This window comes from Proteiniclasticum sp. C24MP (assembly GCF_043951855.1).
In the GTDB taxonomy this organism is placed as follows: Bacteria; Bacillota; Clostridia; order Clostridiales; family Clostridiaceae; genus Proteiniclasticum.
The window spans coordinates 360,973-379,541 of record NZ_JBINJW010000001.1; the positions used below are offsets into that span (position 1 = coordinate 360,973).

Here is an 18,569-nt window from a genome sequence, read left to right on the forward strand (position 1 = left end):
CTTTTTTTATTTTCTTTCACTAATTAATTTACGGTTCTTGATCCATTCACTATAATATTGCTGAACTAAGCTGTCTTCTTTGGGTGTATATTCTTCCAACATAAAAAATTCAAAATTTGACTCTTCCTTGAAATAGCGGTTTGCCAGGACAATTGCCCCGATAATAGTAGCCTGCTGATATCTGTCAAACAAGATTATCTTCTTTCCTGTCATATCCGACAGCATTTGACATAAGGTTCGAGAACGGAAACCACCACCACCACATTTGATGTAGTCTTTGGCATTACTGGTCATGCTATTCAGATTAAGATATTGTGTGTAGATAGAGCATGCAATATCTGCTATGGATGCCCATAATATGTCATAAATACTCTCCATAGTATTTAGTGGAGAAGTTAATATAATACCTCCAGAACCCAGAGATCGTTTATTTGCAAAGTCGAGAGACGTCAGAGACACGGTGCACTTATATGAATTCATCTTGTCATACATCTCTTCAATTTCTTCATAAGATATTGATGGTGCAATGAGATTCTTCAATCTCTGATAGTTCAACCCTGTCACACCTGGATTGGTTTCTATGACATAATGGTCTGAGCCCAGATCCAAATTCACCCAGCACTTTTCTTCAGCATCATATATTTTCTTTCGATTCAAAGTAAGGACTGGAGATGTAGTGCCTGATATGATTCCAAACTCATTTTCCTCAATGCTGATTCCCTTCAGAGCCATTTGAGTATCTGCTCCTCCAACGATGAAAATCGTTTGATATTCTAACCCCAGATACTCTAGTACGCTCCCCTTCACATCCCCTAGCTTACTGCCCGCATCCATTATCTCAGGCAACGTAGTCTCTGGTATTTCATAACTGTGGCATAGGGACGCATCCCAGTTCCCAATGTTGATATTATAAAGCTGAGTTTCACATGCCTGAGAAGGCTCAATACATATTTTCCCTGTGAAGATACTTCCAACCCATTCACTGACACTGGTGAATTTATACATATTATTGAATAATTCAGGCTGCTTTTTCTTAAGGCCAAACATCTTAGCTGCAGGAAAATCCTCCGTCACCCATCTACCAGTCTTGTCATAGATTTCTGTTCTGTCGGTGATTTCGTCCATCCATGTCTTTCCACGATTATCTATGTTCGGAAGTCCATAGTATGCTTGGGAATCTTCATCATACAACACTATGCTTTGACGGGCACTAGTTGATATCACCGCATCAATCCTTGTATTTCTGTTCCTTGCAATAAGCCCCTTGCAGGTGGACAGAATTTTTTCTTCCCATTCTTGGGGCATGAAGTATTGTGCATCCGGATAGGAATAGTCTTTATAGTATTTATTTTCAAAGGACTCTACGTCCACGATATGTCCTGTAGCGTCAACCAAGGCCACTTTACAGTTCCCTGTTCCTGAGTCGACCACCAGATAATTCTTACTTTTCATCTCTTTCTCCAAGATCCCTATAGTTATATAGTACACCCTCTTTGAGTCCTTCCTGGAAATACTTCTTCAGTCTTTCAGTCATTATAGTGGACTGGTGATCTGTAACTTCATAGGTGGCGCCGCAGATGTGAGGCGTGATGAGGACATTCTCATACTTAATCAGTCTCAGATCTTCATCAGAAGGTGGTTCATTGTCTAAGACGTCCAATATTACACCACTTATAACCCCATCTTTGATTACAGTTTCTAAAGCTTCCATATCTATGACGGAGCTTCTGGCTGTATTAATCAGTATGGCGTTTTTCTTCACTGATTTCATAAGGTTAAGGTCTATCATTTTCTCTGTTTCAGGAATGGAAGGCAGATGAAGAGAAATGATGTCTGAGGAACCAAATAAATCTGCAAGTTCCTTTTTCTCATAATTAGAGTTCTCAATCTTTACAAAGGGGTCATAATAGGTGATCTTGCAGCCAAAGGCTTCCAGTATTCTTGCTGCTGCTTGTCCCACTGCACCAAACCCAACAAATCCGATTGTCTTCCCGCTTAATTCATTCCCCATCCATAAGTGGTATGGAGTTGTACCTTCAACCCATTTCTTTTTTTTCACCCAGTTTACCGATGGAATGATGTTCCTCATATAAGAAAGTAGGAGCCCCACCAACATTTCCGCCACCGCCTGAGCATTTCTACCTGGGGTGCAGATAACAGGAATACCATTCTTGGTACAGGCATCCACCTCTATATTCGCAGGAACCGCGCGGCAGTCACCTACTGCCTTCAGATTCTTGTAATTCCTGAGGACCTTGTCCGTCACTTTATCAAGTTCCGTGATAAGGACATCAGGCTGATGCTGCCGAAGTGCTTCAATCATATCATCTTCATAGTATCTCTGGCCATTCTTCGTCCATGGCTCATAGACTATTTCTGTAAATAGTTCTCTTAATTCTTCGATTTTTTCACTGGTAAATGGTGCACGTATGAATAACTTCAATTTCATCCCTCCTAGTAAAACGCATTAATTTCTGAGTCAAAGTAATCATTTATGCAATTAGGAACATAGATATCCTTATCAGTAACTATACCCGTTATTAGATGAGGCGGAGTAATATCGAAAGATGGATAGATGGCTTTCACCTCATCTATTGTGTTTCTCAATCCATTACAACTCAGCACTTGCTTAGGATCTCTTTCTTCAATTTTAATATCATCTCTTGTGAGCTTGTCCACATCAGGAATTCCTGTCACATAATAGGGAACACCAAAATGTTTGGCTAGTATCGCAATCTGAAAGGTTCCAATCTTATTAGCGATATGGCCATCTCTTGCAATCGAATCAGCAGCGGATGTAAACATGTCGATGCCTTTGTTTTCCATGGCATACGCAATCATATTGTCTGTAAGCACTGTGGTATCGAACCCCATCTGTGCACAACAGGTAGAAGTCAGTCTTGCACCTTGAAGGTAAGGTCTTGTTTCGGCATTATATATTTTAATGTCATTGTTGCTGTTTTTAGCAGCCCTCAACATCATCCCAATGATTGTCTCTCCGAAACACTGCGTCAGTACACTTCCATTTTTCGGAAATCGTTTTGCCAGATTGATTCCGACTTTTTCCATGATGGAATATCTTCTATTTAAAGATTCCACTGTATGAAGAAATACCGCTTCTATTGGATCTTTTCCGCTAGTCAGAGCTTCCTTATATGTCTTCAGGCAGCTTGCTGTAATTTTGCCCATTCGATTTGCCGTCGTTGGTCTAGCATTAGCAATTTCGTAGGCAGCTCTTTCCATGAAGCTATACTGTTCTTCTAAGGATCTTCCCCTTGTTTCATAAGCAGCCAAAGCCATTCCCATTCCTGCAGCTGTATAAGGCCCTGCGCTCTGGGTTACCATGTCTGCAATGGCCTGCTTGACTTCGAGATAGGAATTGCACTCAACAAACTTGACTTCTCTTGGATAGATTCTTCTGTCAAGAATTCTTACCTTCCCGTTCTCATACCAAGCTATATTTTCATACTGCAGCATAAAGGCTAAATCATGATCATATCTTTCCATATCTTGGACCTCTTTCTAAATTTATTTTTCTACATTGATGATTTTCTGCAAATCATTCAGATCAATAGAGTTATACCTATTTTTTATGAGATAAATCCCTACTTTTATCATAGCTCTTTCCATAGGAATTCTAGTCACTGGATCTTCAACGGATGTAACTTCTTTGACCTTTGAATCACCAACAACTCGTCTTATAATCTCCGTTCCAGCATATCCGTATGTATCCTCTATTATACTATTCGTATAAAACTGTTTAAAACTATATTTATATAATCCATTTTCTGTTGACTCTTTTAGCTTCGTAGTAATCTTACTTTCTAGTTTTATCATGATATCTAAAATAGATGCTTTTATCCAGTCAATGAAATGTTGATTACTAGCATCAGTGAATTCTTTATTAACCCATGACATACATAAGTTTCCAATAACATTCCCGCTATCGTATCCAATTGGACCATAAAATGCGAACTCTGGATCAATAATTTTGATCCCTGAATCATTTGCAAAAATAGATCCTGAATGTAAATCTCCATGTATTAATGCTTGTGGGTAATTCATAAACCTATCTCTTAACTTAGCCACTTCAAAATGTAATACCTTGTCGTCATATAAATTTTCTTTAACAAAATCAAGATTTTCTTTCAAAATAATATTTCTTTTTTTATAATCCCAATAAGGCTCTGTGAAAACTAAATCTTCACTTATATCACATAACTCAGGATTCATAAATTTCTTTACATTATTTTTCTTTTCTGACCTTGAAATAAAAAGATCCGTAGTAGGAATTAGTGTATCTGCTAAAAATGTAGAGACATTATCCGAAAAATGTGCAAAGATTTTACCATTCAACATTTCGGTTCTCATATTCTTAAATTCTGAAATATCTTCCATAGCTAAAACATACATATTCTCATCATAGAAATAAATTTCAGGAACATATTCCGGAGCCAGATTCCTCTGTATTTTTAGAATCTCAGCTTCAATTCTATTTCTGTACATGTCTAATGGTCTTCCGGATGATCTAAGCAGTTTATCTGCCTGCTTAACAATTATTGATTTACCTGTCAATGGATTCCATACTTTAAATACATAATTTATGTTTCCATCTCCAATTTCCTGTGCATCAATATTTTCTTCAGGCTTAAAATAATTCAGTTTACTTACTACATAATCTTTAACAGATTCAGTATCAAGTAAAAAATGTTCATTATATTTATTCAATCAAGCGCACCTACTTTTCCTATAAATTTTAGAAGAAGAGTAATGCTTAATTTACACTTCTCTTCTCCTAAATAATTGATATTAAGCTAGTTCTTTTTCAATTTCTTTTTCTTTCTTTTGTGAACTTCCATATGGCCAACCAATGAGAATTGAAATTACCCCAAATATAATCATAAGAATTGAGTACCAAACAAATGGCATAATCGAAACAGGTGAAATTCCTGCTAATGCACCAGCCGTTAATAATTGACCCGCATAAGGAGTCAAGCCATTAAATGCTGATGAGAATAAGTCAAGTATACTTGCTGTCCTTTGTGGTGAGATATCATATTCATTTGAAATATCTTTTGCAATTGGACCAACAGCAATAATTGAAATTGTATTGTTTGTAGTGGCAACATCAACTAAACTTACTAACGCAGCCATACTTAGTTCGGCACCTTTCTTAGTCTTTGTATTTTTAGATAATCTGGATAATAACCAGTCTATACCACCCAAATACTTCATCATAGCGACTAGACCACCAACGAATACTGCTATAACTGCCATATCCTGCATCCAAGTCATACCTTCATGGACAACTCCAAAAGACTCAACAAAAGTAAAGTCTCCATGGAATAACCCAACAGCTACACCACTTAAAACAGATATTGTCATCGCTGGAATAACATGTAATCCGGCTAATGATAATCCGATGACTAAAACGTATGGAACTAAGTTAATTAGATTGATTGTTCCTGGAGTCATAATATTTGCTTTGTCCACTGGCCAAAAAGCTAATGCAACAATCGTTATGATCACAGCAGGGAGAACCATTAGGAAGTTTGCTTTAAACTTTTCTTTCATAGCAATTCCCTGTGTAGTTGTTGCTGCAATAGTAGTATCGGAAATGAATGATAAGTTATCTCCGAACATAGCACCACCCACAACAACACCACTAACTAATGCAATGTTTACACCAGTTTTATTAGCTATATCAATAGCAATCGGCATCAACGCTGCGACTGTCCCCATCGATGTACCCATAGAGAAGCTAAGTACACAACCAATCACAAATAGCCCTGGTAATATTAGATTTGGTGGGAGAATAGAAATTCCGATATTTGTAACGGTATCAGTAGCATGCATTGCTCCAGCAACTTTATAGAATGCTCCCGCTAGCATATAGATGATTACCATTAATATTAATGTGCTCTCACCCCCCCCTCTAGTAAATATTTCAACCTTTTCAACAAAGCTCTTTTTTTCTGCAACTGGACTTTTCATGAAAAATGATATGCCTGAAGCAATAAAAATACCAATCATTAATGGTAAGTTGTTAAAGTCCCCAGTAATAATACCCATGGCAAAATAAAGTACTAAGAAAATTACCAGTGGCAGAAGCCCCATAAAGCTACCTTGATTTTTACTTTTCAATTTTTTTACCCCCTAATATAAGTTATATAATTTCGATAACGTTTTGCTCAGACATTTTCACCTCCCTCTTAAAACGTTTTCCATATACACAAAATACAACATAACACAATAATAGTCAACATAATTTTTGTGATTATTTGTGGTTTTTATTTGTATGTAAACGTAATACCCAAATATAGTAATAAAAATATCATGCTAAATGTTGTTATTTGTGGTATTTTGTGGTATCGTGTATTCAGTTAATAAATTGATTGGAAGGTAATAACATGCTTAAAATCGAAAGACATAGAATTATATTATCAGAGCTTAACAAGTACGGAAGTGTATTAATTTCAGACTTGAGCAGCCAATTATCTTGTAGTGAAGAAACTGTTCGTCGTGATCTAAAAGAGTTGGAAAATAAAAATGCTCTTAAAAGAATTCATGGGGGTGCATTTTTACCTGAGAAAGATGATAAAGGAGCTCCAATTGAAATCAGAGAAACAATTTTTTCAAAAGAAAAAGAAGCACTTTCTTCATACGTCTTGAAAAACTACATCAGGGAGTCTGATACCATAATTTTGGATTGCAGTACCACTTGTTTGAAATTAGCGCAACTCATATTTAACTCAAATATTAAATTGACAATAATTACTAATTCACTTAGAATCTCAAATTTATTTTCAAAACAATCATCTCAAATCAAATTAATAGTTATAGGTGGGGAATTCAGACATCGTTCAAACTCATTTGTTGGATATCAGGCCACCGATTCACTTCAGAACTATAATGCAGACAAAGTATTTCTTAGTTGTCCTGCAATAGATTTAAAACTCGGACTACTTGACAATAACTATAAAGAAAGCAGAGTTCGAAAAGCTATGCTCAATCAGGCTAAACAACATATTCTCATCGCTGATCACACAAAGTTCTATGATTCCGCAGAATTTGTCATCGCAGACTTGAGTAAAATTGAAACAATAGTTACAGATAAAAGCCTTTCAAAAGAATGGCTGAATACATTGAATAATACTAATATTAAATTAGACTACATAATAAAGGAGAGCTCAAATGATTAATTTTCAGTACAAAAACCCTTCAAAAATTATTTTCGGACAGGACTCAGAAAAGGAAATTGAAAATCTTTTAAAAGAATATCATGTAAATTCCTTGCTTCTTATTTATAGCGGTGATTTCATCAAAGAGCTTGGAATATGGGATACAGTAAAGCAGGCTTGTTCCAATCTGAATATCACATTTAACGAATCAGCAAACGTTGTACCCAATCCTAAAATTGAACTAGTTAGAGAATTAGTGAATATAGGGAAACAACATGAAGTAGATTTCATTCTTGCAGTTGGAGGTGGTAGCGCTATTGATACAGCTAAAGCCGTTTCTTTAGGAATTCCTTATGACGGAGATGCATGGGACTTTTTCGCCGGAAAAGCTTTACCAGAAACAAGCGTCGCTGTTGGTGTTATTACAACTCTCCCTTCTAGCGGTTCAGAAACGTCTAACGCAGCAATCATCTCGAACGATCTAAGTAAATTAGGATTTGAAGATGACATGATAATACCCAAGTTCGCAATCATGAACCCAAAATTCACTCTTACTCTTCCAAAATACCAAACTTCTTGTGGATGCGCTGATATCCTGTCTCATTTGTTGGAGAGATATTTTTCAGACACCCTCCATGTAGATACAACAGATTATATGATTGAAGGTGCCATCAAGGCAGTATTGCTGAACTCTCAGAGACTCATGACAAATCCAAGAAACATTGATGCAAGATCTGAAATACAATGGCTCGCTTCAATAGCTCATAATGGGATTCTTGATACCGGAAGAGTTTCCGATTGGGGTTCACACAGAATTGAACACGAAATCAGCGCTCAGTATGGTATCACCCACGGTGAAGGAATGGCTGTTGTATTTGTTGCTTGGTGCAAGTATATAGCAAATGAAAAACCCGAAAAACTAGCTCAGTTGGCAAACAGAATTTATGGGGTAGACTATCAGAACTACACAGCACAAGAAATGGCTCTGATTTTAGCAGATAAGCTTAAGGAGTTCTTCAGGTCTCTAGGTCTGAAAACAACGTTAGGGGAATTGGGAATCAGCGCTACACACTTTGAATTAATGGCTAATAGAGCCACAAACAATGATACTCAAACTGTTGGACACTATATTCCACTAGATAACAGCAGAATCATCGAGATTCTTAATTTAGCACTTTAATTAAAGTCTCTTGATATTTTCCCACATAAAAAACTCCACCAACCAATTAAGGTTATGGAGTTTTTTATTTGATTTATTACTTAAAAAGCTTCCTACATTTCAATTACAGTGCTTATCATTATTATTAGATTGCAAACATAAATCTTGATTTACTCTTCTATTATTTCATCCTTCTTCATCTTCTCGTCGATGGTATCCAGTTCTGAATGATCATAATCACCAAACCAGACGTGTAACCTCTCTCTAGCTTTTCTCTTCGTATCCTCGTTCACATGCATTGCTACCATAACAAGGGCTCCTGCTAGTGCTGTGAGATCATCTGTAAATCCTGCAACGGGTATGAAGTCCGGAATCAGATCCATAGGAAATATAAAATATCCAAGTGCACCAATAATGACAGACTTAGCCTTTCTAGGTGTCTCTTTCTGCTGCAGTGTATAGAACAGCAGAAGTGCCAGATAGATTACTTTGATTCCAGCTTTCTTTGCAAACTTCTTGATCTTATCAAAAAGCTTTGGTTCAGAATATGCTTCTTCATATTTCTTTTCTTCCAGTTCCTTATTATCAAATTCCATGTTCAACACTCCTCGTATTCATTTGGAGATATTATACCATAGGATCATGAATATACTGTGTATCTCTACAGAGTAAGGAACTTGATAAACACTTGCTCATTATCAGTATTCGGAAGCAAACATCATGGTGGAGTAATCTCCATCATCAATCACAAAGATCTTATTGTCTGACTCTATGGAAAATTCCTTGGCTTTCAATATGTAGTCCTTCCTATAATCCGGTTCTTCCTGTCTATGCGTCAGCTTCACTTCACCCTTCTTATCTTCCAGCTTGAATACTTGCAGATAATCCTGCTCCACTTCCAGCTGATCGATGAGATCCCATATGAGAAGCTGCAGCTCATAAGTCAGTGAGCCACTGATTCCTCTTGTGACGTAGCGTGCACCCTGAAATTTTCTTCCTTTCATCTTCTTTCCCTCCTGTTTTTGATACCAGTATTATGAGTAGGAAAGAAGATTTGTATTCATTATAGTTTAGATTATCTGTTTAAAAGGAAGATGAAAACTAAATATAAGTCCATAGGATAAGGACTAGCAATACGTACCGCTAGAAACAATTAAATCTTAAGGGAATTAGTATGTACAATACTATAAAAAAAAACAGTTGGCAGACTCAAATATAAATGTTTGTATCTGTTTGGTAATACCAACTGTCAATGTTAGGATTATGGCTAACTCATAACTTCTGTTCATTGATTTGAAATCTAAATCGAAGCTGTCATTTTTAACGATCTTTTTTATGCCATTCAGCAAAATTTGAAAGGTTTTGTTATTCTTGATTCCAATCGCACAATGGTATGTTCATTAAGTTATTTCCTCATTCATTTCCCCATAACTTATTACCCTCATGATAAAGTATATCGATTTTAAATAAACATTTCATATGCTATAATTTAATATAGGTAATCTTTTTGAATTATCAAATCAACAAGAAAATATATGTTGAAAAGCTTAGTCTTATTTTGTTTTCAAGACTATATTTCAATAAAAACACTGAAACTAATAGGAGGAGAAAATGACTTTCAATGTAATTGAGACTTTCAGTGGCATAGGCTCACAAGTAAAAGCACTTGATAGAATAAAGCAAAGAGAACCAAATTTTGATTACAATATTGTGGCAACTGTAGAATGGGAAGTCGGTGCAATGTACGCTTATGATATCATTCATAACGGAAAGCAGGATTTATCAAAATATGCTAATCTAACAAAAGAGCAATTATGCCAAAATTTGAGCAAATACAATCTAAGTTCAGATGGTAAGAAGCCATTATCTGAAGAAGCATTAAAACGTATGCCTCTTAATCAATTGAAGGCAATATGTCATTCAATAGACAGGAATAATAATTTAGTTGATATCTCAACTGTTCATGCATGGGACTTACCAAAAGCTGACTTGCTAACATATAGTTTTCCTTGCCAAGATTTATCAATATCTAGCTATTGGCATAAAAACTTTTCAGGTATTGATCGAGATTCGAATAATCGTTCAAGCTTGTTGTGGGAAATAGAACGGATTCTTAAAGAATATGATGAAAATGATTTGCAAAAACCTCGTTACCTCTTAATGGAGAATGTCACAGCTATCAAGAGCCCAAGAAATGTTGACAACTTTAATATATGGAAAGAACAGTTGCAGTCAATGGGATATAAAAATTACGCAGAACTAGATCTGAACGCTAAGAATTTTGGAATACCACAAAATCGTGTGCGTACGTATATGTTGAGTATTTTAGCCGATGATAATTGGAACGATATATATAATTATTTAGACAACTCTGATATTAATAAAGTTAATGAAGCTCCTGATATTGAACCGTTCTTAAGATTAGATTATAGCAATGAAACTTACCGGAACGAAGCTATTGAAAGCACTCCCAATTGGACTACATCAAGGAAAACCATTCATGATGATTCGTGTATTCTTGCTGATGGTATCATTACAAATGGATTTCTTGCAAAAACTATAACTACTAAACAAGATAGAAATCCAAATGCTGGTTTAATCCTCCATGGATTAGATCTTCCTTCCCACAAAGCACCTTATAGAAACCTGACACCACGCGAAGCCTTTCTATTAATGGGTTTTGATGAATATGATTACGATGCTCTAATGGAAAATAATATTCCGATCACCAATAACAGGAAAATTCTATCAAACTCAAAATTATTAAAATTAGCTGGAAATAGTATTGTAGTAAATGTGCTAGAAGAAATTTTTGCTAAAATGTATTATATCAATCAGCATTTCTTCAAACATGATAATATTATTCCATTCAAAAGAACTGTATAAATTTATTTTGCAAATCAAAAATCCTTCTATACGCCTATTGTATAGAAGGATTTTGATTAAAGTTTATTTGTTTCGATGTCATTCATTGTTGCTTTCATAAATGTCACAAAAACGTCAAGTATTATAACCTTTAGATACCAATGAATTGTATATTCGTACAATTGCTGCAAACTGCCTTTCTGTGGGAATTTTGCCTTCTGTATGAATTTTTACTGCAGATTTTAAAATCCCTTCTTCTTGAGGGTTTAAATATAAATATTTTTTTCCCCAAGCTATTAAAGGGTTCCAAAATTCCGGACCACGATCAGTTACAAATTTCATTGAATCTACAATAGCTTCATTAATACCGTTCTTCTTTTCTTTTACTTCTGGAACTAGTGAATCAATAAAATCCTGAATAATTGTCCAGTTCACCTGTTTCGCATTAGACCAGCACTTTTCTTTTTTCGCCCACTCAGTTACATTTTGAGTTTCTCTAGGCCCTGTTAAAAAATCATAAACTTCTTTGGAAGTAATTCTTAACTGATTCTGTAAAGAGTCATACATATGCTGTGTATTCCAAATTTTATTTAGATCAATCTGCTTTTTTCTCTTCTTAGCATACATCGATAGAATTGCAATGCTATAAGCCACAATATTAGCTCTATATGCTTTTATCTCTTTATACCATTCCAAATTTGAAACGAGCTTCTCGGTCTCTTTGAAAATGATTGCTTTTGCAACAAGGTCCTTGAAGTATGTTTCATTTACACTTGATGAATCCTTTTCCCAGAATCCTCCATCACCATCTACGCCCTGAACCATTGCAGAAAACTTCTTCATTACATACTGTGCACCTTTACTAGCTTCACTTGGATACCCATCATACACCATTATATATTTTGCCAAATCAGTTTTCTTTATTACTTGATTCTTAGGATTTTTCAAAAGAAAGGCTTTTACTTGTCCTGGTGTCATCTTCATCTGTGCAACAGTATATTGACCTCTAGCACGCTCATAAAACCAACCTGTTTGATACTGTTTCCCATCTACTGCTGGTGATAATATTCGTTTTGATAAATCTTCGATTTTCACGTGGAATGGATGATTTGAAAAGAAATCTGATTCATCTACTTTGTTTTGTGAATTAGAAGATCTCGATATTTCTGGAACAAGCTTTGTTGAAAGTTCATGATTATTTAAAACTGATAATTTCATCATTACCTGAACACTTGATAAGTCAACTTTATCCTTTACAATAGCATTGGCTAACGAAGCAGTAGTCTGACCACCATTTACAATCTGTAAATCTTTGATTTCATGAATACAGAGTCCATTAGCATTACTTTCTAATCTAATTCCACTACTCGTCACTGTGATACCGTTATTTAAAATGAAGAATTTATCAGGTTCACTGAGAATCGTTTTACGTATTGCTTTATTTACTTTGCCTCTAACACTTAGGAACGCACGTACATTCCCTTCTAAAACTTGTGTTCCGTGTTCCAGATAAATATTTGCTAATACTGAACCTGGTAAGGAAGCAAGGTAGCTTTCAAATTCTCCCTCTCTTGAAGTGCATTTGATCGCATTAATTCCACTTATTCCATAATCAGCTAACCTTATGTCTACAGGCTCTTTTTCAAATCCCGCTTTCGCCATTTCATAAAGTTTACCACCATCATAAACAGAAAACTCCACCGGAATATCATAAATCTTTTCACGTTTAATATTCTTGAAATGCGAACTAATTGGCTTATTTGTAAAAATATAAATTCTGATTTTCTTTAAATCATAATCAGTTTCTTGATTTTTGATATTATTATATAGTTTATAAATATGACTAGCTACTTCATAACCAACACTGCTTTCTTCCCAACTCAAGAATTTTGTTTCTATACTGCAGAACACCAATTCTTCGGCACGTTTTATTAATGTATCAAGCCTAGCATTATTTAAAGGTGAATTAAAATCATCTAAATCATCCACCACGAAAAAATTGTATGTACCATCAGCCTCTTCATAATTGTATCCATTTATTTCAATACGTTTATTCTGCCTTCCAGCCTTCTTGAAATATCCAATTTCATAATCCGAAATAGTTTCATTCTCAACCAATTTATCTGCAATATTAGTCAAAAAAGATTCTTCAATGCTGATTTGAAATGTATCAGCATCTGCTTGAACATCATTGGTAAAAGATTCAATATACTCTTGAAATTCCATTTTATCTCCTATCTTGTCGCATTTATTTGAAATCGATAATTTTATTTTCTATTTTTGCAAGAATAAGCTCGTAACTAACTTGTCCAACAGCAATAGGTAGTTCTTCACGCTTTACTCTCGGGAAAGAATCATCAATATTATAGCAGTGTGTAGTGTGAATAATATATCTGAAGTGATTAGCTTCATGTTCAGGATCTGATATAATATCGAGTGTAAATCCTAGTAAACTGATTTTATTCAGAAAACTCAAATTAATATCTTCTAGTTCAATCAATTCCCGAATTCGATTAATCTGATCAATTAATCTTACTCCATGTGGGTTTTCTGAACTAGTTTTTTCTAGTTCAGAAACCAGAAGAATCCCCTCAGTATTGGACTCAAGCTGTTCAACCGAAGATATTCTTACTGTATCTTTTCCAAAACTGATTGCCTTTGCTTCATACCATATTCCATCACTGTATGCAAAATCCTTTCGCTCACTTTCTGAACCTATCCAGCCACGAACTGCCTCATCTGCTCCATACTTAGGAATCATGAACGCCTCGATTATATGAAGCTCACAGAGAAGTCCTTTAATTGTTGATTCAGAAAACTTTTTCTTCTCTGCATTGAACATTTTTTGCCAATAGAGATATCTGTTATATATTTCTACAATTGTAACATTATCATCCAAATCAACTACATTTTCTAAATCAATTGCAAAAGATATGAAAATCGATAATAAATTTTCATCTGTTAAAATAAATAATATAGCCATTTCATTGTTTTTAAGACTAATTTTACGAACTTTTATTAATTCAGTACTCACTAGATTTAACTCACGTTCTTTAGTAACAACAGAAATCGCGAAATCTTCATGATCTACACCCGCAAGAATTTTGACATTCTTGCCTCTTTTTTGCGGTGAGAATACATTGTTGTCTCTATTCACATCTTTTTGAATTTCAAAAAATGTCCGCTTGTATTCACTAAATCTTCTTTCGTTCATCACTCTTCCTCCAAATCCACATCTGTAAGTTCTTGATAAATACGATTGACAGTATACACTACTGGTGAGCTTTTCTTTCTGTCTAGTTCAGGAATACTGATTGACAGCAACGGAAAAAATTCTTCAATCTGAGCATCACTACCTTCAATAAGTGGAAACACTGAATATATGAGTATAACTGGTTTATGATTGAATTCCGCGTCCAAATACTTTCTTTGGGAAATTGTTTTATCATAGCCGCCGTGCTTTGTCTTCACTTTTTCAAGCTGACTGGCACTTAGCCCAAATCGCCCATCTGAAGGGGAACCAAGTCGAGAATTTGTATTCTTATATACATCATCAAGATCTTTTACCTCTATCATGGTACGTTTAGACAATTTTCCTTTGATTCCATTTCCGTAGTCAAACTCATTTTCATGAGATCCCGTAATAAAGACTACATCCCACTGTTCTAGATCTTCTAATCGATTGTTTTTCAACCATTTGATGATAAGCTCACTATCGAATTTGGATCCTGGACTGGGTGTATATCTTGCCAGAAATTGAATCACTGAAACTAAATCAACATTGACCAACCCCATTGTTGTGCTTTTTTCATTGGGATCAAGATCCCTTGATATGCGATTTTTATTTACTTCTATGAACTCTTTGATTAAAGTACGATTCTGCTCATTAATTTTCGTATTTTTTAAAGTCAATGCAGTTGTTTCAATGATGTCCTTATTAAAATCAATCCGAGCTGTAATTTTTTTACCTGCTCGCATTTTGTTTCTTGATGTTATTATCAATCCAGTTTGACCACTCCTAACCTTTATCCCAAACTCTTTAGGTGTTAATCCGCGCTTTGAATTAATCAATAAATCATCTTTAAGTTCCTCTGTAGCCATTGCAATGAATTTGAAATCACTCGCTACATCTGCTGTCATGAATATTCTGCAAAGATCAGTGTAATTTGGCCTATATCCAAACCATCTACCCATTTGTAGCAGAGAATCGTACATGACAGAGTTTCTGTAATAGTAGCTAATCATCAAGCCTTCAAGCGTTAAACCACGAGATAGGGCAAATCCACCAATCACAATAACTCTTTCACCTTCATTTTCATTGTTGATATAGTTCAAATCTTTGTTATCTTTATTCACAATGGCAACACTTATGCGATAGATAGCATCATTCATATTACGTAATATCTGCTCAAAGGAATAATCTTTGCTTATATTAGGATAATTTTTGAGATAACTTTCTTTTATGCTGGCAATTGAATCAATCTCTAAAGCTTCATCTAATGGTAATTTCCCATACAATCTTATATCTTTTTGTACATCGTTAACATAATCAAGTACTACATGCTTTATTTTGCTATGCATATTTGTAAATCGACTGATGTTTATCAACATTGATCGATGCTTTGTTTTATCCCCACGCAAGTCCCTAATCACATTAGCTACAAAGAACAGATTAATCGCATCTTTCATACTTGGTGACAAATTCGTGAATGATTCATCTTTTTTATGTTTGAGCCTCAGATATTTCTCTACTTCATCAGTATGAATCTCAGCCACGATACTAGGGTGTTTTGCATTTTCACCAAATATACTCTGTACTCCGAGATACTCATCTGATTCTCCCAATACATAAATGTAGTCTTTTGGAAATAAATCCTGACCATACATCTCTTCGTTGCTTTCTGGATTGATGAATATATTAGCATATGGAGTTGCTGTGAATCCTATGTAACTACTTTTAGTAAATAGTTCTAATATATCTCTAATTTTTGAGTTAATTGCAGTAGGGTTGTCATCTTCTGATCTAGTGTTTACTGACGCAAAATCTGCTTCGTCATCAATTAATAACACTGAAGAATCTATATGGTCGTCATTTTTATTTCGTTTACTATAATTAACCAACCACTCATATATATTACGTAAAGCAGTCACATTTTTTTTAGTGACAATTACAATCGGTTCATTTGTTGTCTCAATAGATAATTGAAAGTTTCTTTTTGAACTTGCTTTGAAATCACTGGTTTTACTTGTTAGATAAACTGGGTTTTTATGAGAAAATTCACTATAGTCATTATTCAGTATTGTAGATACACCCTTGGCGGCCCTGGAAATACCTAGTCCTTCTTCAATTCTGATCTGAGTTTGTTCTCTTAGTGTATTTGTAGTACCTGTTAAAACAATAATTAATTTATAGCTTGCATCAGTTGCTAAATTCATTAATCCAACATAGTTAGCAGTTTTACCAGATTGCACATCACCTATGATTAATCCTTTACGTTTAAAATTTGCTCCATGTGGATTACCTAAAAAATCTGTAATTTTAAATAAATTTTCTTTCATTCCAGCTATAACTGCTGGAGAAAACCCTTTCTGATTTCGTAAATAATCAACATACCTATCCCAACGAGTAATTCCTAAATCTTTATAATAGTTTTCAAACCATGCCTCATGTTTAACATCGCTTTCAATCACATAGCTTTGACCATAGGATTCTCTAAGCGTACTTATAGCACTATCCACTATTTTATTGTATTCTCCATCTGGAAGATCTGTGAAAAATGGTAATGTTCTTAATGACTCAGCTAAAGTGACTATCTGTGGCTCTGTTTCAACAGTTCCCATTTGGCTATATAACATTTTTTTGAAATCCATTAATTTACTCACCTAATTCCTTATTAATAAACTTGACAGCATTTTCGTTAGATTTATATGGTTCTTCAGATAATAACATTCTTAACCACACATTAGTATCCACAAGTTTAGTGCTTCTAAGTTGCTCGATAGTTGACTTGAGATCAGAAACTAGATCATCGTCTCGATTCTGATTTGTTTTCCCTCCACTAATTTGAGAATATATAGTTTGACAGGGAATACTTGCAGCTAATGATTTTGAAAGCATATTAAATAAACTTTTCTGATTTTCATCGAGTGTATTCATGAATTGTATATATAAATCATTCTTCTGATTCACTTCAAAATGAAACTCTTCTTCTCTCCCCGTCAAAAATAACCAGATAGGTCTTTCTTCACTTATTTCTCTTTTCCCTCTATATGTGTTAACTCTTTTTGAAACTAAGTCACCATCTGAAATTGCAGATAGGAGATTATTTTTTATTTTGCTCGGAACATTTGCTCTGCTTTTCTTTACATCAATTTCCCACAAATGATCCAAGCTATTAGGTATATCAACTCTAATTCTAACATTTTTACCTAACTCACTTTTTCTCGCTAGTCCTAAATAATCACCCCATATGATTAGTCGTTTATTTCTGTATATATAAAATCCTTGAGCTTTGTAATGCTCACTAACTTTACCTGATTTTCTCTGATCAGCTGAATTCAGTTTCGAAAAATGAGGGAGAATGTAAGGGTACAAATGAATCATTTCATTATCAATCTTTACTTTTTTAGTTATTAACTCCTGAGTACCTACATGCTTAACTAAAAAAGGGTCTTTAGGAATAACCGGTTCGAAATTGACTGAAATCTTAAGACCTTCATCTATGAATCTATGAAAAATTAAAGAAATATGGTCAATGGTTTTATTCATAAGTATACTTAATTCATTCTCTAAATCATGACTTGAATTAGATATTCTATCAAAATTCTCCCATTGAACAATAGTACCGCTTTGCATTCTCTCTAAATCTTTGATATTGGGTAGTACTTTCAATTCACTTGATGATAATTTTTTTACATGAAATCTATTAGTTTCCTGTACAAAATTCAAATCCCACTGATACCCATTTGTTTTCCCATTCTTATTAGATACTACTGTTAATATCCTGCATTGAGAAAAACTTGCAGATTTTAAGCCTAACCCAAATCTACCTAAGTCATCTTTACTTCTTATTTCATTAGGATTTTTGCTACCTAAGCGCATTGCTTCAATTAACTCATCATCCGACATCCCTACTCCATCATCAATAACTTGAACATATGGTGTACCATCAATTTTTCTATTATAAATCCTAATTTCCTCAGCATGTGCACTAATAGAATTATCAATAATATCTGCAATAGCTGTTTCAAATGAGTATCCAATTGATCGCATACTTTCAATGAGACTAGCTGCATTTGGTAGTACTGTAATATAGTTTTCCATTATTTGTAATGTCTCCTTATAGTTAAATATTCTTCGTCCA

General features: G+C 34.6%; 14 protein-coding genes. 3 read left to right on the forward strand and 11 right to left on the reverse strand.

The genetic code is table 11. The features are described 5' to 3' along the window. Positions 1 to 6: 6 nt before the first annotated feature. The 5 genes from ACHAL6_RS01805 to ACHAL6_RS01825 form a co-directional block, all read right to left on the reverse strand. Positions 7 to 1,452 carry an FGGY-family carbohydrate kinase gene (locus tag ACHAL6_RS01805; RefSeq protein ID WP_395268437.1) on the reverse strand — a complete coding sequence of 482 codons (1,446 nt, stop codon included), beginning with the start codon at positions 1,450 to 1,452 and terminating at the stop codon, positions 7 to 9. Beyond that, positions 1,442 to 2,443, reverse strand: coding sequence for a 2-hydroxyacid dehydrogenase (locus ACHAL6_RS01810; RefSeq protein ID WP_395268438.1), 1,002 nt, complete (start codon positions 2,441 to 2,443; stop codon positions 1,442 to 1,444). Before ACHAL6_RS01810 ends, ACHAL6_RS01805 begins: the two co-directional genes overlap by 11 nt. A gap of 11 nt (positions 2,444 to 2,454) precedes the next feature. Next, positions 2,455 to 3,507, reverse strand: coding sequence for an S-methyl-5-thioribose-1-phosphate isomerase (locus ACHAL6_RS01815; RefSeq protein WP_395268439.1), 1,053 nt, complete (start codon positions 3,505 to 3,507; stop codon positions 2,455 to 2,457). A gap of 21 nt (positions 3,508 to 3,528) precedes the next feature. Beyond that, positions 3,529 to 4,728, reverse strand: a complete 1,200-nt coding sequence (mtnK, locus tag ACHAL6_RS01820; RefSeq protein ID WP_395268440.1) for an S-methyl-5-thioribose kinase — start codon at positions 4,726 to 4,728, stop codon at positions 3,529 to 3,531. Between the two features lie 81 nt (positions 4,729 to 4,809). After that, on the reverse strand, positions 4,810 to 6,144 hold the full coding sequence (locus tag ACHAL6_RS01825) for a Na+/H+ antiporter NhaC family protein (RefSeq protein WP_395268441.1): 1,335 nt from the start codon (positions 6,142 to 6,144) through the stop codon (positions 4,810 to 4,812). Between the two features lie 266 nt (positions 6,145 to 6,410). Here ACHAL6_RS01825 and ACHAL6_RS01830 point away from each other — a divergent pair, with 266 nt between their 5' ends. Together ACHAL6_RS01830 and ACHAL6_RS01835 are read left to right on the forward strand one after the other, a co-directional pair. Next, on the forward strand, positions 6,411 to 7,202 hold the full coding sequence (locus tag ACHAL6_RS01830) for a DeoR/GlpR family DNA-binding transcription regulator (RefSeq protein ID WP_395268442.1): 792 nt from the start codon (positions 6,411 to 6,413) through the stop codon (positions 7,200 to 7,202). After that, positions 7,195 to 8,361, forward strand: a complete 1,167-nt coding sequence (locus ACHAL6_RS01835) for an iron-containing alcohol dehydrogenase (RefSeq protein WP_395268443.1) — start codon at positions 7,195 to 7,197, stop codon at positions 8,359 to 8,361. The genes ACHAL6_RS01830 and ACHAL6_RS01835 overlap by 8 nt, the downstream gene beginning before the upstream one ends. A gap of 149 nt (positions 8,362 to 8,510) precedes the next feature. On the opposite strand, the gene ACHAL6_RS01840 is transcribed toward ACHAL6_RS01835, so the two are convergent. Together ACHAL6_RS01840 and ACHAL6_RS01845 are read right to left on the reverse strand one after the other, a co-directional pair. After that, the gene (locus ACHAL6_RS01840) at positions 8,511 to 8,936 is read right to left on the reverse strand and encodes a YkvA family protein (protein WP_395268444.1); all 426 of its coding nucleotides are present in this window, start codon (positions 8,934 to 8,936) and stop codon (positions 8,511 to 8,513) included. Between the two features lie 102 nt (positions 8,937 to 9,038). Then, positions 9,039 to 9,344, reverse strand: coding sequence for a DUF960 family protein (locus ACHAL6_RS01845; protein WP_395268445.1), 306 nt, complete (start codon positions 9,342 to 9,344; stop codon positions 9,039 to 9,041). Between the two features lie 607 nt (positions 9,345 to 9,951). Between ACHAL6_RS01845 and dcm the strand changes: the two genes are divergently transcribed. Then, a complete protein-coding gene (gene dcm / locus ACHAL6_RS01850; protein WP_395268446.1) occupies positions 9,952 to 11,226 on the forward strand; it encodes a DNA (cytosine-5-)-methyltransferase in 1,275 nt (424 codons plus the stop codon). Positions 11,227 to 11,340: 114 nt separating this feature from the next. On the opposite strand, the gene ACHAL6_RS01855 is transcribed toward dcm, so the two are convergent. Genes ACHAL6_RS01855 through ACHAL6_RS01870 form a run of 4 tightly spaced genes read right to left on the reverse strand, consistent with a single transcriptional unit; the run spans position 11,341 to position 18,529 of the window. Beyond that, complete coding sequence (locus ACHAL6_RS01855; protein WP_395268447.1) at positions 11,341 to 13,431, reverse strand: AIPR family protein; 2,091 nt, start codon at positions 13,429 to 13,431, stop codon at positions 11,341 to 11,343. Positions 13,432 to 13,453: 22 nt separating this feature from the next. Beyond that, positions 13,454 to 14,419, reverse strand: coding sequence for a PD-(D/E)XK motif protein (locus ACHAL6_RS01860; protein WP_395268448.1), 966 nt, complete (start codon positions 14,417 to 14,419; stop codon positions 13,454 to 13,456). After that, positions 14,419 to 17,076 (reverse strand): Z1 domain-containing protein, encoded by a 2,658-nt coding sequence (locus ACHAL6_RS01865; RefSeq protein WP_395268449.1) that lies wholly within the window; start codon positions 17,074 to 17,076, stop codon positions 14,419 to 14,421. Before ACHAL6_RS01865 ends, ACHAL6_RS01860 begins: the two co-directional genes overlap by 1 nt. A 4-nt stretch (positions 17,077 to 17,080) precedes the next feature. After that, complete coding sequence (locus tag ACHAL6_RS01870) at positions 17,081 to 18,529, reverse strand: ATP-binding protein (protein ID WP_395268450.1); 1,449 nt, start codon at positions 18,527 to 18,529, stop codon at positions 17,081 to 17,083. Between the last annotated feature and the right edge of the window lie 40 nt (positions 18,530 to 18,569).